The organism is Paenibacillus terrae (genome assembly GCF_000943545.1).
Lineage (GTDB): Bacteria > Bacillota > Bacilli > Paenibacillales > Paenibacillaceae > Paenibacillus > Paenibacillus terrae_A.
Genome location: NZ_JTHP01000023.1, coordinates 57591 through 77142, shown reverse-complemented (window position 1 = coordinate 77142; position 19552 = coordinate 57591). Strand labels below are relative to the sequence as shown.

The window sequence follows — 19552 nt, the reverse complement described above, 5'->3', positions numbered from 1 at the left end:
TTTCCTAGCAACAAATGAAGAGTGTAACGGTTTGCCTCAGCCCACATGGTAAATTTAGCAACCTCTTTTTCTCCCACTTCACCTAAATTTTCAAACCAGCTTAGATCAGCGTAATTAGCAATAAGATCTAATGCTTTTTGGTACTTACCCTGATTTTCCAGAGATACAGATGGCATAAGAGAACTATAACCGTAATAAACAACTAAATGACGTTCCGTTTGTAAAGGCTCATATTTTTTTGATTTTAATCTTTTATGTAAATCCAAGCGATACAAAGTTTCCGACAAATTACAGAGTTCCTCTGAAAAAAACTCGACTTCTTTCCACATCCCTAAATTAAAGTACACATTAATCATTTGTAACAAACCATCCAATTGGTAATTCTCAGGAACACGATTCCTATAAGGCTCAAAACGAATAACCGCTTTCAAATTCGCATCGTTATCCTTCCCAAGAGCCGTCCTGAAAAGCCGATACTGACTGATCGCCAGATTTTCATCATGCTGGTGCCTCTCATTCTCCGCTACACACTCGTAGAACGGAACAGCTCCTTGTGGGTTTCCACCAGCATAAATTTCTTCTGCGATCTCAAATACAAGTGGAAGCTTGTCCAAGTCGTCCATCATACGGGAAAGCACTTGATTGATCTCCTTCTGTTTCCCAAGCTCCGCACATCGAAGCATGAATGGTTTCACCCGACTTCGGTGTGGTTTTCCAGATATGAAACACTCGTCTACATACAAATCGTAGAAACAGCCTTCAGGCTTTCCCAAGGTCTGGTTAATTCTATCCAAGTGAGTCATACCTAGAGGCCGCATAAGATAATTATTCAGCACCATGCTAAGATGGGACTCGAAAATGCCTGATGCTTTGGAAAATCCGCGTAAAGTATAGCCTGCTTCCTGAATGCATTTTTTTATTTCTGAGCGAATATCTATACCATTTTTCACCTGCTCTCCTCCTCACACTGAGATATACAGAGCTGTCTATATCATCCTGTTTTTCACATAATAACTTGATTGTAAGCCCCCAATGAACATGCTGTCAATTATACCCAAGGTTATTATTTGCAAAATATGCTGATTTTTAAAATTAAGAAAAACCGTTAATATATGATATGTATCCAAGCTAATCCAACTGCGTCAAATGAAACAATTGCCTCCATCTTCTTTCTAGATTCAATCAATAAATTGAGAATAGATAAATAAATATGAATAATTTTTACATGGATATATTTACAATAACCATATTTTAAAATAATATATTATCTGTAGATAAAGAATGAGCAAAAGGAGAGTAAAAATGAATCCAATCAAAAATAAGTTATTTAAAACTATACTAACTGTCGCAATTGGTTTCTCTACTTTAGCTCCTACATACGCTTTCGCCTCAGAAAAAGAAGAGATTCCGCAATCCAAAGTCACTAGCACTGTACCCTTGACTAATGTAATTGACAACAACCCTCAATCTACTCAAGGAACTATAGAAACACAGGGCCTAAAGAAGGATGCCCTTGTTTTTGCACTTAGACATGGAGGTAAAGCCCTCGATGATCTTTTGGACTTTTTAGGCGTAAGCTCAAAAGAAGCCAAATATGTCCTTCAACATGCTGATAAAATTGCAGACTTTTTGGAGTCTACGACTAATCAACTTGAACAAAGGCTACTCGATTTTTTAATCTTCCAGTGTGGAATTCCTCAAGGGTTTGCCAGAGTTATAACTTACGCAATTTCTGGTTTTGTTCTGTAATCTAAGTTAAAATAATGATGTTCATTCTTTATCTACGGCTCAAATCTATTAAAGAATAGGTGATATCTCCTGAATAATACAGATGAGATGATTCAATTATTGAAATACCAAATAAAATTAATGAAAATGTTTATTGATGGGGATACATATCCCTATTTTATGTATTTACTTGATCATGATATTCATGAAGAACAATCTAGCATAATAAATGACATTCTAATTATTTTCAATCATAGAATGAAGTCAGATTTAAGAGAATATATTAATGAAAACAGCGAGATGATCAATAAATTAACGAGCAAGCTCAAACATTTTAATATCTCTGAAGAAAGTTTATTTTCAGAAAATCCACCCACTTTTAACGAATTCAAGGAATATACAGATCAAATTATGCCTGAACATGTTAATGCAAAGTACCTGCTAATCAGTCTTGAAAGACAATCCATGTTTAAAGACCTATCGACATTCTTACTTACTGATGCAGAAGATCATTTATCCACTAATTAGCAAAAGGATCTGCCATTATTTAGCGGGCAGATCCTTTTTATTGAATTATAATAGCCACAGACACATAGCTTGTCGCCTTTTTCAGCTCATACACGAATATGCCCCAGCTTGTCCGGATTGATCATCAAGTAAAAATCCTGAATATGCTCCCCGTCCGGTGCCAGACTGATGCATAAGACCTCCCTCACTGTACCTTCTTTCAAGAATACGAGCTGTACCTCACCATTGATGACGGTGCGGACCAGCTCTCTCTCCCGTAATACGGTTAATACACGACGAGAGGTTAACAGAGCGAGGACGCCCTTGCGCACGACCATCGGTCGCATCACCGTATGCACGTTGCCTCCGCCATCTGCCACAAATGCGGGCTGTTCAGCCAGTAGCTCCAGCATAGCGCTAACATCGTAGGCGAGAAAGGCGGCTGTAAAACGTTCCAGCACCTTTATTCTGGAAGGGTTCATCGTACTGCTGCTAACCGAATCGGCATGGGCAGATTCCTCGGAAGCGAGAATACGGCGGGAGCGACTGAACAGTTGACGACAATTACTCTCTGTCTTTCCCAGTAATTCCGCGATCTCTTTATAGTCATATTGAAAAGCTTCCCTGAGCACAAAAACAGCCCGTTCCATCGGCTTGAGCTGCTCCAGCAGAACCAGAAAAGCGTAAGATATCATATCTTTACGCTCCAACCAATCCGCTGGAAGATCTGCGCTCTCACCAAGCGGCTCCGGCAGCCACTGTCCAACATACGTCTCCCTTTGCTTACGGGCAGAGTTCAGAAGATTCAGACACCGATTCATCGTCATTTTGGCTACATAGGCTTTGGGATTCTGTAAGTCATACAAGGGCTTTTTCTTCAACTCGACAAAGCAGTCTTGAACTACATCCTCGGCATCCGTCACTGTCCCAAGCATTCGATAAGCAATGGCAAAAGAATATTTACGATATCTTTGATATAGCTCCTCCAGACTTAAATCTGCCGATTCTTGTTCAATTCCGTGTTCTTTGCCAGTCAAAGTATGGCCCCCTGTTCGATTAAAGACTACCCGGATACATTCCCGTTGCAATAGCAATCCGGTTCCAACTGTTAATGACGTTAACAGCCATGATTAAGTCCATATATTCTTCCTCGGTAAAATGTTCTCTGACCCGATTATACAAATCCGCAGGTACCCCTTGTTCAGAAATGCGGGCAACCGCTTCAGCTAATTCAAGCATAGCACGTTCTTTTTCCGTGAACAAAGGAACTTCCCGCCATAGGGCCAACTGCAAAATGTGATCACCATAGTCCCCCAGTTTCAGTAGATCCTTGGCATGCATGTCCAAACAATAAGAACACCCGTTAATCTGGGATACTCTGATTTTCAGCAGCTCGTACAGCACCTTGTCTGTAAAACGTCCGGAAATATATTTTTCCATCTCCATCATTACCTTAAACGTACTTGGACTCACTGCTCTGTAATTCAATCTTAAACTCACGACACATCGCCTCCATCATTGGTTTACACTTAGAAGACAAATGAACCTGTGGATTTGTGACAGAAGTATAATTGAAAGAATCTGGAATTGCCCTCAATTGACATAGCATGTATTATAGATAAATGATTTTATGTAAAGAAGGTGAGCACTCACATGAGCGGAAAAGGTTTTATTAAGGAGTTTAAGGAATTTGCTGTACGAGGAAACGTGATTGATCTCGCGGTCGGTGTTATCATCGGTGGAGCTTTTGGCAAGATTGTCACTTCTGTAGTGAATGATATTATTATGCCTCCGATTGGTAAGCTTCTGGGCGGAGTGGATTTTGCCAATTTATATTATGCAGTCGGTGCTACCGAGCCTTATAACACAGACGGCACTCGCATGACTCTGGGACAGGCCAAGGAAGCAGGAATTGCGGTTATGGCATTCGGGCAATTTTTTAACGTTCTGCTCGACTTTATGATCGTGGCCTTCTGCGTGTTCCTGCTGGTCAAAGGGATCAACATGCTGAAGCGTAAAGAGGAAGAAAAACCTCCTCAAGAAAAAACGACCAAGGAGTGCCCACACTGCCTGTCGGAAATTCCCAAGGCTGCAACCCGCTGCGCACATTGCACCTCCAAGCTGGAAGGTTACGTAGAAGCACACTAACTGGTTTCAGCCGGGAAACGTCGGTCAAGAACCTCTCATATAACTACAAAAGTGGCTTAGACGATGAAACGTCTAAGCCACTTTGATTATAGTATTGAAGGCTTGATCAGCTAAAATTGGTGATAATGCCACGGGGCCTGACGGGCAAGCCTTCTGCGTATAGATGGGAGACGTCACCAAACCCGATGCAACGGGGAGTCGCCCACTCCTTGGAACGCTCATCAAACAAGATCGTGGTTACGGAACTAGGCGGCATCCAGAAACCGGACCAGACCAGGGCCAGTGGCAGCTCCAACAGATGGGCAAGCCAAGTCAGTCCGAAGCCGCCATGGCAAAATACGGCCACCCGGTCTTCGGTATGCTTCAGAATCCGATATTTTCCCCCAACCCGCTCAAAGCCTTGGCGATTCAAGAATTCATCGGAATGAAGCTTTAGCTGCTCGAACGTTTCAGGACTTTGCGTTCCCTGATAATAGGAAATCTCCTTCCAGGAGTCATGAGTCGGCAGAGGCACCTCAGAGCGGATCACTTCACCGGGTAAATCCCAATGAGAGAGACGACCGTAGGGAGTTTCCTCCAGCTTCAAGCCTAGCTCCTGCGTCCAGTGCTCCACTTCATGAGTCATACCGAGAGAATCGGCGGTGTATCGCATCGTATCCAGCGCACGCCCCATAGGAGAAGCATAAATACGGTCCAGTCCATGACTGGAAAGCCGTTTGGCCAGTGCCTGAGCCTCTAAGTGCCCTTCCGGAGTTATGGTATTGTTCGGATAATCGGGATCTGCGTGCCGAATGATATACAATCTCATATTTCTTTTCTCCGTTCCTATGAAATGACAACAGGACAGCTTGATCTCATCCTATCCGTTAGCCCTCCTGATCTCTTAATGCTTATTCAGCAAGGTTTCCAGAATCGCACGTAAATCCCGGTCTTCCTGATAGACTTCCTCACCCGTATCCAGCTCAATAACCCGGATATATGTATAATTCGCTCTGGCATCGACTGGCTTGAAAATCAGTTCCTCCGGGTTGTCCGGACGGACATCATAACCCATATTTTTGAACATATCCGTGATTTGCTCGATACCCGGCTTGCCCCCGCTTTCCAGCATAATCAGCCCGCGCAGCTCCTTGGGTTCTTCCGGATGCATGACCCGAAAATGTACGATACATTCCATGTAAAATCGCTCCTTTCGATCGTATACCTATTTTATGGCGTAAATCTCCATGTTCCCAGCATACCCCAAACCCTACTCCACATTCCATAGCCGCCTTCATATCGTCAGGACGGAAAACACGTTATACTGTGAAATAGACCTTTTTACATCTGCTTATAATGAGGAGGAACCACGATGACTAGCGAGCTTCTGGACATCTATGACGATGAAGATAAGCCCCTTGGCACAGCTTCCCGCCAAGACGCACACGCCAAGGGATACTGGCACCATACCTTTCACTGCTGGCTGGCACGAGACACCTCAACAGGCCGCCGCTTGCTCTTTCAACAGCGCCAGGATACGAAGGACACCTTCCCCGGCTATTACGACATTACGGCAGCAGGCCATTTAACGGCAGGTGAAAATATATCTCAGGCAGCGCGTGAGCTGGAGGAAGAACTGGGCATTCACGTTCCCTTTACCTCATTGACACCGCTGATGACCGTTCGTTATGAGAGCAAAGGAACCGCACAGGGCATATCTTTTTGGGACCGCGAGATCAGTTCGGTGTTTGGATTGCTGTCGAACCAGCCATTGGAGCACTATCGTCTCCAGCAAGAAGAAGTGGCCGGGCTGTACGAAGCAGACCTCGAACAAGCACTGGCCCTCTTTGAAGGACGTATTCCTTTTCTCGAAGCCAATGGCATATCCTCGGGGCCGAACCCCGAACAATATCGCCGCCTGATTACATCGGATCAATTCGTTCCTCATAAGGCCGGATACATTACATCTATATGCCGGGCTCTGATGGAACTTCCTGCTCTATAATTCTTATTTTATTCTCCAGCCGACATATATTTACCGATAATGCCCTCATACCGCCAGCCATACCGGGTCGACAGCTCGCTGCCCATGTCATGCTCCAGCTCATACAGAATCAGATCCTGGGCAAAATGATTCAGCAGCAGTCCTGTCATCACCGGATGCTCGGTAATGAGCGCCTGTGTCGGGCAATTCTCTCCCCGCATGCCCAGCATGCACCAGCGCCGATCAATGACAAAAGAAAATTTGCGTCCCGACGGCTCCTGTCCGTTGTTGCCAGACGCACGCGGCAGCCAAGGTCCAAGCACACTTTCGCCATTATCGCAGGACCATAGCAGCCGTACACCCCGTTTTTCGGCTTTTTCCAGCTCTGTCCGCAGCAGTTCAGCTTCCTCACGCCACAAATCCAGCACAATCTCATGCTCCGCCCGTTCCAGCTCACGTGTCAGGCTTTCCAGTACATTCCGGTCACCTTCCGCATTATAAAAGGTCGGCTTGGCCGGCTCTGCTCTCGGCATTTCCTTCTCGACCGCACGCAGGGACTCCTGCAACTGCCCTTCAATCATCCGGGTCAGCTCACCCGATGGCAGCATGCTGTAACGCACAGGTTCTCCCGCACTCGCCCTGAGATACCCTTGCCCGGCCAGACGCTGCAAAGCCGCGTATACGTTGGAGCGTGATGCACCCAGACGCTTGGCGACTTCATAGCCGGATGACGCATTTTGCCTCGATAGCTCGACCATAACCTTGGCTTCCATTTCCGTAAATCCCAGATTACGCAGATGATGCAGCAAACGCTCCATATGTTTTGTTCCCCCTATGCTGCCCGGCGTTCTGTCCATGTCCTGCGGCAGCCTGTTCGGCTGCGTCAAATCTGTTCAGCTCCGCAACGCGGGCACCACTTGGAGCCTTTGGGCAGCTCGGCTGTGCAAATTTGGCATTTCACATTCTCGCGTACCTGTGCAGCCGGAGTTGCCGGCTTCTCTGCCTCGGAGTTGTTGGCCTTCCAGTATCGAATGCGCTCGTCCAGCTCCTCCTGGCGCTCCCGTTCACGTTCCAGCTCCTCCAGACGGCGATGCTCTTGCTCCAGCTCTTCCTGACGACGACGCTCCCACTCTTCATCGAAGGCCGCTTTTTCTTCCGGTGTAAAATCGGACACCGTATAGTTGCGCTCCAAGCTGGATGGTTCGTGCATTTCATGCAGCTTATGCTGCTCCAGTTCATGCCGATCATACGGCTCATGTTCTTCGTAATTATTGTGGGCAGGCTCAGCACTCTTGGCTGGCTCTTCGTGCTTGCGCAGATCAAACGAATATACGCCCGTTGGCGCCTCTTCACGCACAGCAGCTACTTGCTTGGAAGCAACCTGTCCCTCATTCAGCTTGCGCCCACATTTCGGGCAAAAGTTCGCATCCAGCGGCACAACAGCTCCACAGGTGCATAAATGAGCGTTTTTCAGCTCTGCAATTCTGCCGCGCAGCTCGTCAATTTCATCCTGAAGCTCATCACATGCGGTAGATAGCTGTGTCATTTCCTTTTCTGCCACCGACATATCGGATGCCCGGTAGCCTTCATAAAAAATTTGACCCATTCGTAAAAAATGAACATCCATTTCCTGCTGAATCGCTGTAATCTGTGAGTTTATTTTACTAATCTCGACAGCATGCTGTGCCTTTTCTGTAGCGCGATTCGCGCCTTCCTTTATACGTTGAATCAGCTTCATATTGATTTCCTCCCTATATCCAGCCGGATTTCCCCGTACCGTGCATATATCCCAAGTTTTTTTCTGTTGGCAAACCTCGAACTCCTGTATAATGGAATGCGGTCATATCGCCTTTTGAAAGGATGTAAGCATTTCAGCATATATTTCAGTCCATCGTCTTGTTCTCAAGAGCAGCTTATGCTGACTAGAACTCTATCATACCAAAAACTACCCCCATTTGTGAAAATGGAAGATTTTATAGACGAAAGGGGTTTCAGGATCATGGACCCAAATCCTGCTTTTTACTCCCGTCCTATCGGGGTTCCTTATTCAACGTCAAGCCCGCAGGCACGCCGTGCTTCTATGGATACCAGCACAACGCTAGTATCTGACAGTGACCGCGACTCGGCTTATTTTCGCGCTTTGGAGAACGCGGGTATTCACTTGAATCGCCCGCAAATCCAGGCGGTCCGCCATGGTAAAGGCCCCCTACTGACACTAGCCGGGGCAGGCTGCGGCAAAACCACGGTGTTGGCCGCCCGTGCGGGCTACCTGATGGCGCTGCGGGATGTTCCTGCTTCGTCTATCCTGCTCGTGACCTTCACCAGCAAGGCGGCTGCCGAAATGAAGCTGCGCATCGCAGGACTGCCCGGTGTGCGCCCGGCAGCCGCGCGTGCCGTCCAAGCGCGTACCTTCCACTCGTTCGCTTTGGCGATGCTGCGGCATCGCGGCGTGCAGGATGAAGTATTTGGCGAAACGCAGGCCCAGCACACCGTTATGAAAATGATGCTGCGCCAGCTCGGGCTTAGCGAGGCGTTCCAGCCTGAAAGCCTGCTGTCCGCCCTCTCCGCCTGGAAGGCGGAAGGTCGCAGCGCGGACGAGTTGCCGGAAACCGTACGCGAGGAATCGGATGCCAAGCGTGCCATGCTCGCTTATGAAGCGTGGAAACAGGAACGTAATAAAATGGATTTTGACGATATTCTGCTGCGTGCTTCTGTTCTGCTGCGTGACCCGGATGTGCTTCAACCGCTTCAGCGGCGTTTTTCCCACATCATGGTCGATGAGTTTCAGGATACGAATGCCCTGCAATATGAAATGGTGCAGCGATTGGCTGCCCGTCACCGCAATTTGATGGTCGTCGGTGATGATGACCAGACGATCTACACCTTTAACGGGGCGCGTCAGGAATCCATTCTGGAGTTTGACAAGGTTTACAAGGATGCAAAGGTCATTACCCTTGATATTAATTACCGCAGCGATGCGCGGATTTTGGGGCTGGGCTCCAACATTGTCGCCAAAAACGTCCACCGACGCTCCAAGCGCCTGTCGGCTGCCGGACGTGAGGGCCTGCCTCCACAGTTTGCCACGCCTTCCGGGCCGGAGGAAGAAGCAGCGCATATTGTTACACATCTGCTCGGACAGGTAGAGGAAGGTCGGCTTCGCTACCGGGATATCGCTATTCTGCACCGGACAGCCAGCGGAAGCCGTTCTATTTTTGAGCAATTAATCATGCGGGATGTACCGTTTATTCAGTACGGAGCCGGAGCGGTATTTTATGACCAATCCCTGATTCGTCCCTTGATGGATCACCTGCGTCTGTCGCTGAACCCCCGGCGGATGGAATCCATTCCGAGTACCCTTGGGCCGCTGTATGTCTCCCGTGAAGCAGGGATGGAATGGATTATGCGCGAGGAAAAGCTGCAGGCTAAAAAATATCCGTTAATCCATCTCAGCCGCTGGGATCGGCTGCGCGACTTTCAGCGTGAACAGGTGAAGGAGCGTATTCGGCTGATTCGTAGCCTCACCACGATGAAGCCGACCTATGCCATTCAGGAAATGCGGCGCGTTTTCTACGATAAATATTTGGAAAGCGGCGATACGGGCGCGTGGACTCATTATAAGGAAACAATGCAGGAAAGTCTGGAGGAGCTGGAAACGGCGGCGAAGCGGTTTGACACAGTGGAGGCGTTCGTCAGCTTTGCGGACGAGCTTTCCGAGCGCCACCGTCAGATGGAATCGCTGCGCAGAGAGGAAGACAGCGATGCTGTCCGCCTTATGACGATCCACCGGGCCAAGGGACTGGAGTTCCCTTGCGTCTACTGGATCGGCGCCAGCGAAGGCATCCTGCCGCACAGCTCCGCGTTGCACAGCGAGCTGCCAGAGGATCGGCGGGCAGGCGCAGCCCCCGCAGCGGTCGTAGATAACGACGCGGCGCTGGAGGAAGAGCGACGCCTCGCCTACGTGGCCGTCACCCGGGCGAAGGAGCTGCTGTACATCACCTCCCCCGCCTCCAACCACGGCAAGCCTGCCGCCGTGTCGCGTTTCCTGCTGGAAGCCTACGGGGTCACACCCCCTGAGGCTTCCAAGCCGGAAACGCGGCGCACCAGCTTCGGCCAGCCGAAGGGTGCGCCCGGGCACGGTAGCCGCCCCAGCAGCGGAACGAACGCGTCCGGCACGGCTACCCGCGTGAGCAGCAGGCCCGGACCAGGCAGCGGGTCAGCGCGGACGGCCTCGTCGGTGGCAAGTACACGGGAGGAGCCACGCATCAGCGTGCCCGTGTGGAAATGCACCGACGACGCCTGCAAGGCGTGGATGCGGCGCGATACGACAGGCGCCCGCCGAACGGCTTCGGCTGGAGCAGGCACGCCGCCAGTGTGCCCGCTTTGCTCTTCCCCGATGACGGAGGGGACACGCAGCATCCCGGCCAGATAGGCATAAACTAAATCATTCTTCCCCTGAAAATGTATAAAAGCACCATCAAAACCACTAGCTACATGGTTATGATGGTGCTTTTTGTTCATTATATATCTGTCATTTTCTATTTATACCATCTCCATAAGTACTTTAAGAGAGTGGAAATTGAAATACGCTTTTGAAATAATCCGAACATTTCATCCCCATTATGTTACGGTGAAAAGACAACAACAGCGAACCTTCATGTTTTAGTCTTCTACAAAACGGATATAAGGACGTTGAAAATACCTTTGGTCAGACACGAAATAATATTCTTTCCCCACAACAAGAGGAGGGATAACGGATTTTGAAGAGATATATAATTTTTTAATCTCACCTCCGTTAGCGGGATCACTCTGTATTACTAAGTAATCATCATGAACTTCAACTAATTTAGCCATTTCACTTGGATGAGATCCTGAATAATAATAAATCCAGCCCAATATTAGTAAAATAAATACAATTCTTAAAGTTACTTTAATTATTTTATTTTTTTGACCAAAAATATTATCACCTCCAATAATTGATCATTATACTATATATATGATAATATTGGGAATATATTTACATGATAATTCCATTTTGGAGGTATAAAATGAAAAATAAGACAGGTTTATTCTCGCTTGTGGTAGTTGGACTCCTTGCATTATCTCAAGGCTCAGTTAGCGTGGCTAGTGCGGCAGAAATGGAGGCAATGGACTATACTCCACTGAAAATTGACAGCAATCTAACGGTTAAAAAATTTTCTGATGGTCGTGTTGAGCCAATTGAGAATGCAAAATCTTTGACGGAGAAACAACAATACGAGATCTTAAGCGAAATGGGTTATAGCAAAAAAGAAAGTGATGAACTCTCTGAGGCAGAGAAAGTTTATCTCATTACTGAGGGTGGAGTGAAAGTTAATTTAGCCCAAAGTGAAATGGTTCACAAATATTTTGATCTTAGTGGTAAGGAGCATATAATCACACCAGAAAATGAAGCTGAAATTAACAAAATAAGAGAAGCTGATTTTGTAAAAATAAAAGGTGATAAGTTTAGCACATCTGCAATGGGATCTGTTAACGACGGTACTTTTTCAGGCACTTCTTCCATTCAATATTTGGGGAAAACAGCAAATGGTAATGAGTTCAAATATTCATACAGAACACAATTTAGCTGGAGTAATATCCCTTGGTTTACTTTAACAGATAAGGTCGCGCATGCCTTCCAATCCCATACTACTGCTCTTGGGTCAAAAGCCGATTTCTTTTATCGTTCAGCAAATGGAAACTGGCATGATGGTGAATTTAGTAATATTGACCAATCACAAACTTTGGGAACTATTGGGTCAGTCCGCTTAATACCCATCAAAGAACAATATGGAACTTTATATACTGAAGTAAGAATACCAAAAGCACATGGTGGTTATACAGGTAGCTTCTCCAATGCTTATGCTCATTCATTTACTGAATTTCCATTCAGTCTATCTTTAGGTTCAGTGAGTATTACTCCGACTGGAGCAGGAGATTATTACAGTTGGAGAAGCAATTTCACAATTGGTCAATGGGACTAGTAATATTTTTGACTGGAAAATGACCGCTTTATGGCCCGCCACTGGACTTTTGCTGTAGTAAATTTGTATCATGGAAAATCGAATAAGGAACAGCGCCACAGCTTTCGGGCTTAGGTGATCAGGTCGGCCAATGTGCTGGCCTTTTTTATATAATCCTTGCAGAATCTTTGGAACTCTTGCAGTTCTTGCTCCATATGAAAAAACAAGTAGAAGGATATAAAATTCACTTCGTCGAAGTATGCTGTCATGGGGAGGTGTTGATTCATTGGGTTTCTGGCAATTGATAATCGCGTGGATATGTACTGTTTGTTTGGTAATCATTTTTAAAGATAGGGTTAGCAAGTGGCTGCTCTATCCTTTGTCGCTTATTTGCATATTGGGTACATTGTGTTATTGGGTTTATAATCAATAAATTGGGCAAATAGAGGAAATCGGGAGCATCTAAAAAACCAAGTAGCGTGATAAGTCTTGAAATTTTGACTCCAATCATGCAATCTCGTTAAGACGATCCTGTCATTCCTCTATACATCGCTCAATTGCTCTTATTATGATCTTCTACTTCCCAGTATTACTTTCCTTCCAAATAAGAAACAGGCTCTTTAACCTCTACCTTGGTGCCGCCAAATTCATCTTTAATGTATTTTTGGGTATCCTCGCTATGATACAGATCTGCCAACTTTTGAAGTCCTTTGTCATTTTGCTTATCGGATGAGGTAACCAGGACATTGATATTATTTTTAGTCGCCTGACTAATCTCTTCGTGGAACAAAGAATCCTTAAGTACATTCAGGCCACCTTCCAAAGCAATCGTGTTCCCGATCAGCACCAAGCCTACATCCTGAATCACACGAGGACCTGTTTTATCGTCGATCAGCTCGAATTTCAGGTTTTTAGGGTTGCTGGTGATATCATTGACCGTGCCTAAAGCATCATCAAAATCTGCTTTCAGCTTAATTAAGCCGGACGCCTCCAACAGCTTCAAGCCTCTTGCCGTATTGGCCGGATTATCTGCCAAAGCCACCAAAGCCCCGTCCGTCACTTCATCAATGCTTTTGAATTTTTGTGAGTAGATGCCCATCGGCTCCAGATAGGTTGTGGCAATAGCCTTCAAATCCGCCTTACTTTCCTTGTTGTAGGTAACGAGATACGCCCACGACTGGAATGCATTTACATCTACTTCGCCTTCCTTGGTGGCATTGTTCGTTTCGATCCCGCCGTTAATTTCCTTCACTTGAATATCCAGCTTGGCATCCTTGGCTGCTTGAGATTGGGCAATATGCTTCCAGATCTGTGCGTCCGAGCCCATGGAACCGATGACTATTTTCTGTGTTTCCGAACCGGAAGTGGAGCTGGCACCACTACTGTCAGAGCTTTTATTGCCACATCCTGCAGCTACTAATAATAAACTGATTCCTAATAATAAAACGAATGATTTCCTCATCTCTACTTCCCCCCAGATCTTGCTAGTGCATCGTCATTCCGCCTGTAACATTAATCGCTTGTCCTGTCATATATGCGGAGAGCGGACTTGCCAAAAACAGTACCACATTAGCGACATCCTCCACCTCAGCCGTTCTTCCCAGAGGTACCTGAGAACAATCTTCCTCATATATTTCTTGAGCAGTCATTCCACGAATGACGCCCCCCTCAATCCGTTCCCGATGCTTCATCGGCGTTTCTACAATGCCGGGGCACACCGCATTAACCAAAATATTTTGGGGCGCAAGCTCAATCGCCATAACCTTGGTTAATCCGAGAACCGCATGTTTGGAGGCGCAATATCCCCCCATCGCCCGATATCCATTTTTTCCAGCCTGCGAAGCGATTTGAATAATTCGTCCCGGCTTATGAGCGTTCACCATTTCTTTGGCAAAACGTTTGGACGCTACATACAATCCAGTTGAATTTATAGAAAATACCTTCTCCCAGTCTGCTAACTCGCTATCAATGACATAGTCCATCGTGGAAGTGCCCGCACAGTTTACCAATATATCAGGGACTCCCGTTTCGCTGAACAGTACATTGCACCATCTCTCAATATCGTCCGGCTTGGAAATGTCCAAATGAGTTTCAACCAACTGCGGATTGACCACTCGATACGGCTCTTCATAAGAAATATCAGCAGAAATCACTTTAGCCCCGCTTTTCATGAAAAGCTCCACAATTCCCTTGCCTATACCTGACTTGCCGCCTGTCACTACCGCTGTCTGATTAGATAAGTCGATCGAAATCATAGATTTTAAAAAACTCTTTCGAAAGGATCTCGGCTAATGCCAGCTTCCAATACAATTTTCACATATTCCTGCGCCGAGAAAAGAGAGTGGTCCTTGTAGTTCCCACATTCTAAAGGCGTGACAGCCGGAACCTCCGTCGTTTCCAGAATTCTTTTCAAGGTTTTTTCCAAAGCGACTGCAATTTCCTCAGGCTCATGTTCGTTCCAAAGAATCAAATAGAACCCGGTTCTGCATCCCATCGGAGAAATATCGATAATCCCTTTAATTTCATCTCTCAAATACGTCGCCAACAAGTGCTCCAGCGTATGTACAGCGGCTGTTGGAATTGCATCTTCATTTGGCTGTAAAAATCTCAAGTCATACTTTTGAACTGTGCTTCCTTTTTCGTCATGCTCTACTCCGGCTGCTCTTACATAAGGGGCTTTTACAATCGTGTGATCTAATTGAAAGCTTTCTACTTTTGCCATTTGTCCCGACCTCTTTTTCTGTAATTTATATTGAATAGATGACTAACAGAGCTTCATGTAATTTTTTAAAAATGCTTCGAATCAACATTTCAGCAATTATACATCGGTTTACTCGGTTTTACAATATAAATTGTTATCCTTTTTTTCTTCCCTCCGCCTCTTCTCCTTTGCCTGTAGGTTTTGACATAGTGTACAATATATACGGTAGTGCATATTTACGAAATAGATCGAGGACATCGTAAGCCTCACTTAGGAGAATGGCCTGTGAATGAACCGGATTGGAAGCACTTGAATGCTGTCCCTTTGCCCTTACAGGAATTTCAGCTACAGCTGGAGCAGAACGGAGTTAACGCCAAGCAACTGGAGGAATGGAGAAAAATCCCAGTCCTTTATCAGTTGGCTCTGGAGGAATTAAAGAACAAAATCAAGCTGATTCAGACCGAATGGAAGCTGATGGACGGCTTTAGCCCGATTGAGCATATCAAGACCCGAATCAAAGAGCCTCACAGCATTGTGGAAAAGGTTCGACGCAAAGGGTATGAAGTCACCCTGGACAATATACTGCGTGAAATTCATGACATCGCGGGAATGCGAGTCGTGTGTGCTTTTGTCAAAGATATTTATCGCCTGATGGATCACCTGCGCACACGGGAAGACATCCGTATTCTGGAGGTCAAGGACTATATTGCCCAACCCAAGCCCAACGGCTATCAGAGCCTTCATGTGATTGTAGAAGTTCCGCTAATTCTGTTTGAAGGTACGCGCTGGATCAAGGTTGAAATTCAGCTCCGCACACTGGCTATGGATTTCTGGGCCAGCATGGAGCATATTTTGTACTATAAGTTCGATAAGAAAGTGCCTGAACATGTCGTTAACGGATTATCCGAGGCTGCGCGTGCAACCTATGAACTGGATCAGAAAATGCTAAAACTGCGCGGCGAAATCTTGTCGCTCAGCGAGGAACAGGAGCAAGAAGAATCCCCCGAGCAGCCAACTGCTGCGGAATCCTCTTCGAAGACACTCTCCCTCGCCACGGATCACACCGAATCCCGGCCGCATACCTGCTAGGCATTGGTGTACATGATCCTTGAACATTGGGCTGAGGCGTCAACAGCCTCGATTCAGCTCAGCATTGCTAATTATGCATTATGAGGATTTTACAAAATCCTGATTATTAAATAAAGAGCGCTCAAAACCACTTTTATCGTGGCTTGAGCGCTCTTTTGCTCTATATTTTTTTGTCTTGCTCTATTTCTTTTATTCAGAGCTTACTGCTTCTCACGAATCTCTGTGCTGATTTTCTCAACGATGTCCGCAATGCTGAGCGATCCCAGATCGCCTTCGCCCCGTTTACGGACCGCTACAGTACCGGTTGTTTTTTCATTTTCCCCGATGACGAACATATATGGAACCTTCTCCAATTGCGCTTCACGGATTTTATAACCAAGCTTCTCATTACGAGTATCCACTTCGACACGCAGACCCGCTTGCAGCAGCGCTTCCTGCACCTCATTGGCAGTCTCGATATAGTTCTCGGATACTGGCAGCAGCTTCGCATGAACAGGAGTCAGCCACAATGGGAATGCACCTGTAAAATGCTCTGTCAGGATGCCCATGAAGCGGTCAATCGAACCGTAGATGGCACGGTGAATAACGACTGGACGGTGCTTCTGGTTGTCCTCGCCCACATATGTGAGGTCGAACTTCTCTGGCATTTGGAAGTCCAATTGGATCGTTCCGCACTGCCAGCTGCGTTTGAGCGCATCGAGAATGTGGAAGTCAATTTTCGGACCGTAAAATGCTCCATCTCCCGCATTAATACGGTAGTTGATGCCCAGGTGATCCAGCACGTTTTGCAGAGCTTGTTCCGCTTGATCCCACAGCGCTGGCTCGCCCATAAAGTCATCCGGACGTGTGGACAGCTCCACTGTAAAATCAAAGCCAAACACACTATACATTTCGTTAATCAGCTTGATTACATCTGTAATCTCTTGCTCAATCTGACCCGGAGTAACGAAAATGTGCGCATCATCCTGACAGAATGTACGAACACGCATCATACCGTTCAACGCACCGGACAGCTCATGGCGATGCACTTGTCCAAATTCGGAAATCCGAATCGGCAGATCGCGGTAAGAATGAAGCTCATTTTTAAACACGAGCATATGCCCCGGGCAGTTCATCGGTTTCAGAGCAAATGTAGTTTCATCGACTTCGGAGAAGTACATATTTTCCTTGTAATGCTCATAGTGTCCTGATTGTTCCCACAGACGATTGTTCATCATCAGCGGTGTGCGTACTTCCTCATAGCCATGCAGGCGTTGAATTTCGCGCGAGTAATCTTCCAGTGCAGTACGGACAACCATACCTTTAGGCAGGTAGAACGGCATACCCGGTGCTTCCTCGGAGAACATGAACAGCTCCAGCTCTTTACCCAGCTTGCGATGGTCGCGTTTTTTCGCTTCTTCCAGCAAGTGCAGATGCTCATCTAGCTGTGCTTTTTTCGGGAATGCAGTTCCGTAGATACGTTGCAGCATCTTGTTGTTGGAATCGCCTCTCCAGTATGCACCTGCTACACTCAGCAGTTTAAAAGCTTTAATGCGGCCTGTAGATGGCAAATGCGGCCCGCGACACAAGTCAAAAAATTCTCCCTGATCGTAGATCGTGATTTCTGCATCCTCTGGCAAATCGCGAATCAGTTCCAGCTTCAACGGATCTTCCAGCTCTCCGAAAATACGAGTTGCTTCCTCACGGCTAACGACACGACGTGTAATCAGCAGATTTTCCTGTGTAATCTTCGCCATTTCCTTCTCGACCTTTGCCAGATCGTCAACGGACAACGGGTTTTCAATATCAATGTCATAGTAGAAGCCGCTGTCAATGACCGGACCAATACCCAGCTTCACGTTTTTCTCGCCATAAATGCGTTTGAGGGCTTGTGCCAGCAAATGCGCTGTGCTGTGACGATAAATTTCCAGACCGTCCGCACCGTCCAGCGTAATAATTTCCAGGTCGCTGTCCTGCTCCAAAACGGTGTTCAGATCCACAGCCTTCCCATTCACTTTACCTGCGACTGCATTCTTTTTCAGCCCGGAGCTGATCGAACCCGCCACATCGGCAATAGTTACACCCTGCTCGTACTCGCGTACGGCTCCATCCGGCAATTTTACTTGAATACTCACGATTAAAGCCTCCATTCAAATTGTAAGGTTGCATGCTATATATCAAAATTGAACGCAAAAAAACGCCTCTCTCCCTCAAGGGACGAGTGCGTTCAGCTCGTGGTTCCACCCTAGTTCGGCCCGCTCCTGTGCCTACATTCATGTTCATTAAACATGTTCATGCACGACATGCGTGACCCTCCATTGGTATCCGTTAACGGGGATAAATCGGTAGGCGCTTACTGATGTCACTGCCACATTACACAGCTACATGTTCAACGTCACGGCTACAAAGGGGTAACTTCACATGCGGTTGCCGGAAAAGCTCTCAGCCTCGTCTTTTCTCTCTGAACGGCCCTTCAAGGAAATCATGTCTTTGGTCAATGCCTTGAGTATTACTATATGCTACAGCATTATAGATGAAACTTGCAGCTATTTCAAGAGGGTGTTTATGTAAGTAGTTGTTTTTCTGTGATAATGTCACTATGGGACAGGAGACATGACCAACAACGAAAACAGAACAGCGAGCCGATGACATTTCAATCCACGCACTCATGTAGAGTGCGACAACAGTCACGCTGACAGCCGTACGTGAGTTGTAGATTTCAATCCACGCACTCATATAGAGTGCGACAATTAATTCCCGCTGCTCCCGATCATGATCTAACCGATTTCAATCCACGCACTCATATAGAGTGCGACCTGCTATTCAGCATCCTGGCATCGGTGAGCTGCAACTATTTCAATCCACGCACTCATATAGAGTGCGACTTAAAAGAATGATGACGTTGAAAGCCAAAAGGCAGCTTATTTCAATCCACGCACTCATATAGAGTGCGACTGGAGCTACACCACGACCTGGATTGATGAAATGATGATTTCAATCCACGCACTCATATAGAGTGCGACCATCACTCCGCTGCCGCCCTGCTTTGCCATGGTAATTTCAATCCACGCACTCATATAGAGTGCGACAGCGAAAAATGGGTAAAATGAGCTTAAGTTAAGCCCATCTTAGCGCATTTTGGACCAAATGACATCAGAATTAATAAGTTTGGAGCATCATTCGTTCACAACATGTTCACATTCGACATATTTTCGACAAAATCTGAGGTGCGAATGTCCCAGGGATTTCATGTGAGCTTGAGGTTCGCACCAGTTCGCTGCCTTCTGTATCCTTCCAAACAATATGAAATAATACGCAGCACTGTAACAAGTTGCTGTTCGCTCGTTTTCAGCACGGCTTGCAGCTTGGAGTGACCTGGTCCTTTACGGTGTATGCAGGAGATGAATTGCACTCCTTCTAAACTCAAATGAGAACTACTCTGCTTATATGCGAAAT

19 protein-coding genes and 1 CRISPR repeat array are annotated in these 19552 nt (G+C 46.5%); of the genes, 7 read left to right on the top strand and 12 right to left on the bottom strand.

Going from position 1 to position 19552, the window contains the following annotated elements:
- Positions 1-950, bottom strand: a 950-nt coding sequence (locus tag QD47_RS13230; RefSeq protein ID WP_044646573.1) for a hypothetical protein, incomplete at its 3' end; no start/stop codon positions are given.
- 352 nt (positions 951-1302) lie between these two features.
- On the opposite strand from QD47_RS13230, the gene QD47_RS13225 reads away from it, so the two are divergent.
- A complete protein-coding gene (locus tag QD47_RS13225; protein ID WP_044646572.1) occupies positions 1303-1749 on the top strand; it encodes a hypothetical protein in 447 nt (148 codons plus the stop codon).
- Positions 1750-1848: 99 nt separating this feature from the next.
- Entirely contained in the window at positions 1849-2256 is a 408-nt protein-coding gene (locus QD47_RS13220; protein WP_152643806.1) for a hypothetical protein, read from the top strand.
- A gap of 86 nt (positions 2257-2342) precedes the next feature.
- Here QD47_RS13220 and QD47_RS13215 read toward each other — a convergent pair whose 3' ends face one another.
- Together QD47_RS13215 and QD47_RS13210 are read right to left on the bottom strand one after the other, a co-directional pair.
- Positions 2343-3272, bottom strand: coding sequence for a sigma-70 family RNA polymerase sigma factor (locus QD47_RS13215; RefSeq protein ID WP_044646570.1), 930 nt, complete (start codon positions 3270-3272; stop codon positions 2343-2345).
- Positions 3273-3291: 19 nt separating this feature from the next.
- Positions 3292-3735: a carboxymuconolactone decarboxylase family protein gene (locus tag QD47_RS13210; protein WP_044646569.1), complete on the bottom strand. Its 444-nt coding sequence runs from the start codon at positions 3733-3735 to the stop codon at positions 3292-3294.
- Positions 3736-3888: 153 nt separating this feature from the next.
- Between QD47_RS13210 and mscL the strand changes: the two genes are divergently transcribed.
- Positions 3889-4383 carry a large conductance mechanosensitive channel protein MscL gene (gene mscL, locus QD47_RS13205; protein WP_044646568.1) on the top strand — a complete coding sequence of 165 codons (495 nt, stop codon included), beginning with the start codon at positions 3889-3891 and terminating at the stop codon, positions 4381-4383.
- Between the two features lie 106 nt (positions 4384-4489).
- Here the strand turns inward: mscL and QD47_RS13200 are convergent, their stop codons facing one another.
- Both QD47_RS13200 and QD47_RS13195 read right to left on the bottom strand, forming a co-directional pair.
- Positions 4490-5191 carry a histidine phosphatase family protein gene (locus tag QD47_RS13200; RefSeq protein ID WP_044646567.1) on the bottom strand — a complete coding sequence of 234 codons (702 nt, stop codon included), beginning with the start codon at positions 5189-5191 and terminating at the stop codon, positions 4490-4492.
- Positions 5192-5266: 75 nt separating this feature from the next.
- Positions 5267-5560: a hypothetical protein gene (locus QD47_RS13195; protein WP_025682722.1), complete on the bottom strand. Its 294-nt coding sequence runs from the start codon at positions 5558-5560 to the stop codon at positions 5267-5269.
- A 174-nt stretch (positions 5561-5734) separates the two neighbouring features.
- On the opposite strand from QD47_RS13195, the gene QD47_RS13190 reads away from it, so the two are divergent.
- On the top strand, positions 5735-6367 hold the full coding sequence (locus QD47_RS13190) for an NUDIX hydrolase (RefSeq protein WP_044646566.1): 633 nt from the start codon (positions 5735-5737) through the stop codon (positions 6365-6367).
- A gap of 8 nt (positions 6368-6375) precedes the next feature.
- Here the strand turns inward: QD47_RS13190 and QD47_RS13185 are convergent, their stop codons facing one another.
- Positions 6376-7164: a TrmB family transcriptional regulator gene (locus QD47_RS13185; RefSeq protein ID WP_044646578.1), complete on the bottom strand. Its 789-nt coding sequence runs from the start codon at positions 7162-7164 to the stop codon at positions 6376-6378.
- 65 nt (positions 7165-7229) lie between these two features.
- The gene (locus tag QD47_RS13180; RefSeq protein ID WP_044646565.1) at positions 7230-8084 is read right to left on the bottom strand and encodes a zinc ribbon domain-containing protein; all 855 of its coding nucleotides are present in this window, start codon (positions 8082-8084) and stop codon (positions 7230-7232) included.
- Between the two features lie 261 nt (positions 8085-8345).
- Between QD47_RS13180 and QD47_RS13175 the strand changes: the two genes are divergently transcribed.
- Both QD47_RS13175 and QD47_RS13170 read left to right on the top strand, forming a co-directional pair.
- On the top strand, positions 8346-10775 hold the full coding sequence (locus tag QD47_RS13175) for a UvrD-helicase domain-containing protein (protein WP_044646564.1): 2430 nt from the start codon (positions 8346-8348) through the stop codon (positions 10773-10775).
- 616 nt (positions 10776-11391) lie between these two features.
- Positions 11392-12348 (top strand): hypothetical protein, encoded by a 957-nt coding sequence (locus tag QD47_RS13170; RefSeq protein ID WP_044646563.1) that lies wholly within the window; start codon positions 11392-11394, stop codon positions 12346-12348.
- A 568-nt stretch (positions 12349-12916) separates the two neighbouring features.
- Here QD47_RS13170 and QD47_RS13165 read toward each other — a convergent pair.
- Genes QD47_RS13165 through QD47_RS13155 form a run of 3 tightly spaced genes read right to left on the bottom strand, consistent with a single transcriptional unit; the run spans position 12917 to position 15049 of the window.
- The gene (locus tag QD47_RS13165) at positions 12917-13789 is read right to left on the bottom strand and encodes a MetQ/NlpA family ABC transporter substrate-binding protein (RefSeq protein ID WP_044646562.1); all 873 of its coding nucleotides are present in this window, start codon (positions 13787-13789) and stop codon (positions 12917-12919) included.
- A 22-nt stretch (positions 13790-13811) separates the two neighbouring features.
- On the bottom strand, positions 13812-14582 hold the full coding sequence (locus QD47_RS13160; RefSeq protein WP_044646561.1) for an SDR family NAD(P)-dependent oxidoreductase: 771 nt from the start codon (positions 14580-14582) through the stop codon (positions 13812-13814).
- 5 nt (positions 14583-14587) lie between these two features.
- Positions 14588-15049 (bottom strand): S-ribosylhomocysteine lyase, encoded by a 462-nt coding sequence (locus QD47_RS13155; protein ID WP_025685885.1) that lies wholly within the window; start codon positions 15047-15049, stop codon positions 14588-14590.
- A 264-nt stretch (positions 15050-15313) separates the two neighbouring features.
- On the opposite strand from QD47_RS13155, the gene QD47_RS13150 reads away from it, so the two are divergent.
- The gene (locus QD47_RS13150) at positions 15314-16117 is read left to right on the top strand and encodes a GTP pyrophosphokinase (protein WP_044646560.1); all 804 of its coding nucleotides are present in this window, start codon (positions 15314-15316) and stop codon (positions 16115-16117) included.
- A gap of 200 nt (positions 16118-16317) precedes the next feature.
- On the opposite strand, the gene thrS is transcribed toward QD47_RS13150, so the two are convergent.
- Both thrS and QD47_RS31620 read right to left on the bottom strand, forming a co-directional pair.
- A complete protein-coding gene (gene thrS, locus QD47_RS13145) occupies positions 16318-18231 on the bottom strand; it encodes a threonine--tRNA ligase (protein ID WP_044646559.1) in 1914 nt (637 codons plus the stop codon).
- A 515-nt stretch (positions 18232-18746) separates the two neighbouring features.
- Positions 18747-19185: direct repeats of the CRISPR family, unit length 32 nt; unit sequence ATTTCAATCCACGCACTCATATAGAGTGCGAC.
- A 158-nt stretch (positions 19186-19343) separates the two neighbouring features.
- Entirely contained in the window at positions 19344-19523 is a 180-nt protein-coding gene (locus tag QD47_RS31620; protein ID WP_152643805.1) for a hypothetical protein, read from the bottom strand.
- Positions 19524-19552 lie beyond the last annotated feature (29 nt).

What these genes read in the sequence shown, in the direction of transcription:
- QD47_RS13225 (WP_044646572.1), top strand. Translation starts at nt 1,303, where the DNA reads ATGAATCCAATCAAAAATAAGTTATTTAAAACTATACTAACTGTCGCA.
- QD47_RS13200 (WP_044646567.1), bottom strand. Translation starts at nt 5,191, where the DNA reads ATGAGATTGTATATCATTCGGCACGCAGATCCCGATTATCCGAACAAT.
- QD47_RS13195 (WP_025682722.1), bottom strand. Translation starts at nt 5,560, where the DNA reads ATGGAATGTATCGTACATTTTCGGGTCATGCATCCGGAAGAACCCAAG.
- QD47_RS13180 (WP_044646565.1), bottom strand. Translation starts at nt 8,084, where the DNA reads ATGAAGCTGATTCAACGTATAAAGGAAGGCGCGAATCGCGCTACAGAA.
- QD47_RS13175 (WP_044646564.1), top strand. Translation starts at nt 8,346, where the DNA reads ATGGACCCAAATCCTGCTTTTTACTCCCGTCCTATCGGGGTTCCTTAT.
- QD47_RS13160 (WP_044646561.1), bottom strand. Translation starts at nt 14,582, where the DNA reads ATGATTTCGATCGACTTATCTAATCAGACAGCGGTAGTGACAGGCGGC.
- QD47_RS13170 (WP_044646563.1), top strand. Translation starts at nt 11,392, where the DNA reads ATGAAAAATAAGACAGGTTTATTCTCGCTTGTGGTAGTTGGACTCCTT.
- QD47_RS13190 (WP_044646566.1), top strand. Translation starts at nt 5,735, where the DNA reads ATGACTAGCGAGCTTCTGGACATCTATGACGATGAAGATAAGCCCCTT.
- QD47_RS13155 (WP_025685885.1), bottom strand. Translation starts at nt 15,049, where the DNA reads ATGGCAAAAGTAGAAAGCTTTCAATTAGATCACACGATTGTAAAAGCC.
- QD47_RS13185 (WP_044646578.1), bottom strand. Translation starts at nt 7,164, where the DNA reads ATGGAGCGTTTGCTGCATCATCTGCGTAATCTGGGATTTACGGAAATG.
- mscL (WP_044646568.1), top strand. Translation starts at nt 3,889, where the DNA reads ATGAGCGGAAAAGGTTTTATTAAGGAGTTTAAGGAATTTGCTGTACGA.
- QD47_RS13165 (WP_044646562.1), bottom strand. Translation starts at nt 13,789, where the DNA reads ATGAGGAAATCATTCGTTTTATTATTAGGAATCAGTTTATTATTAGTA.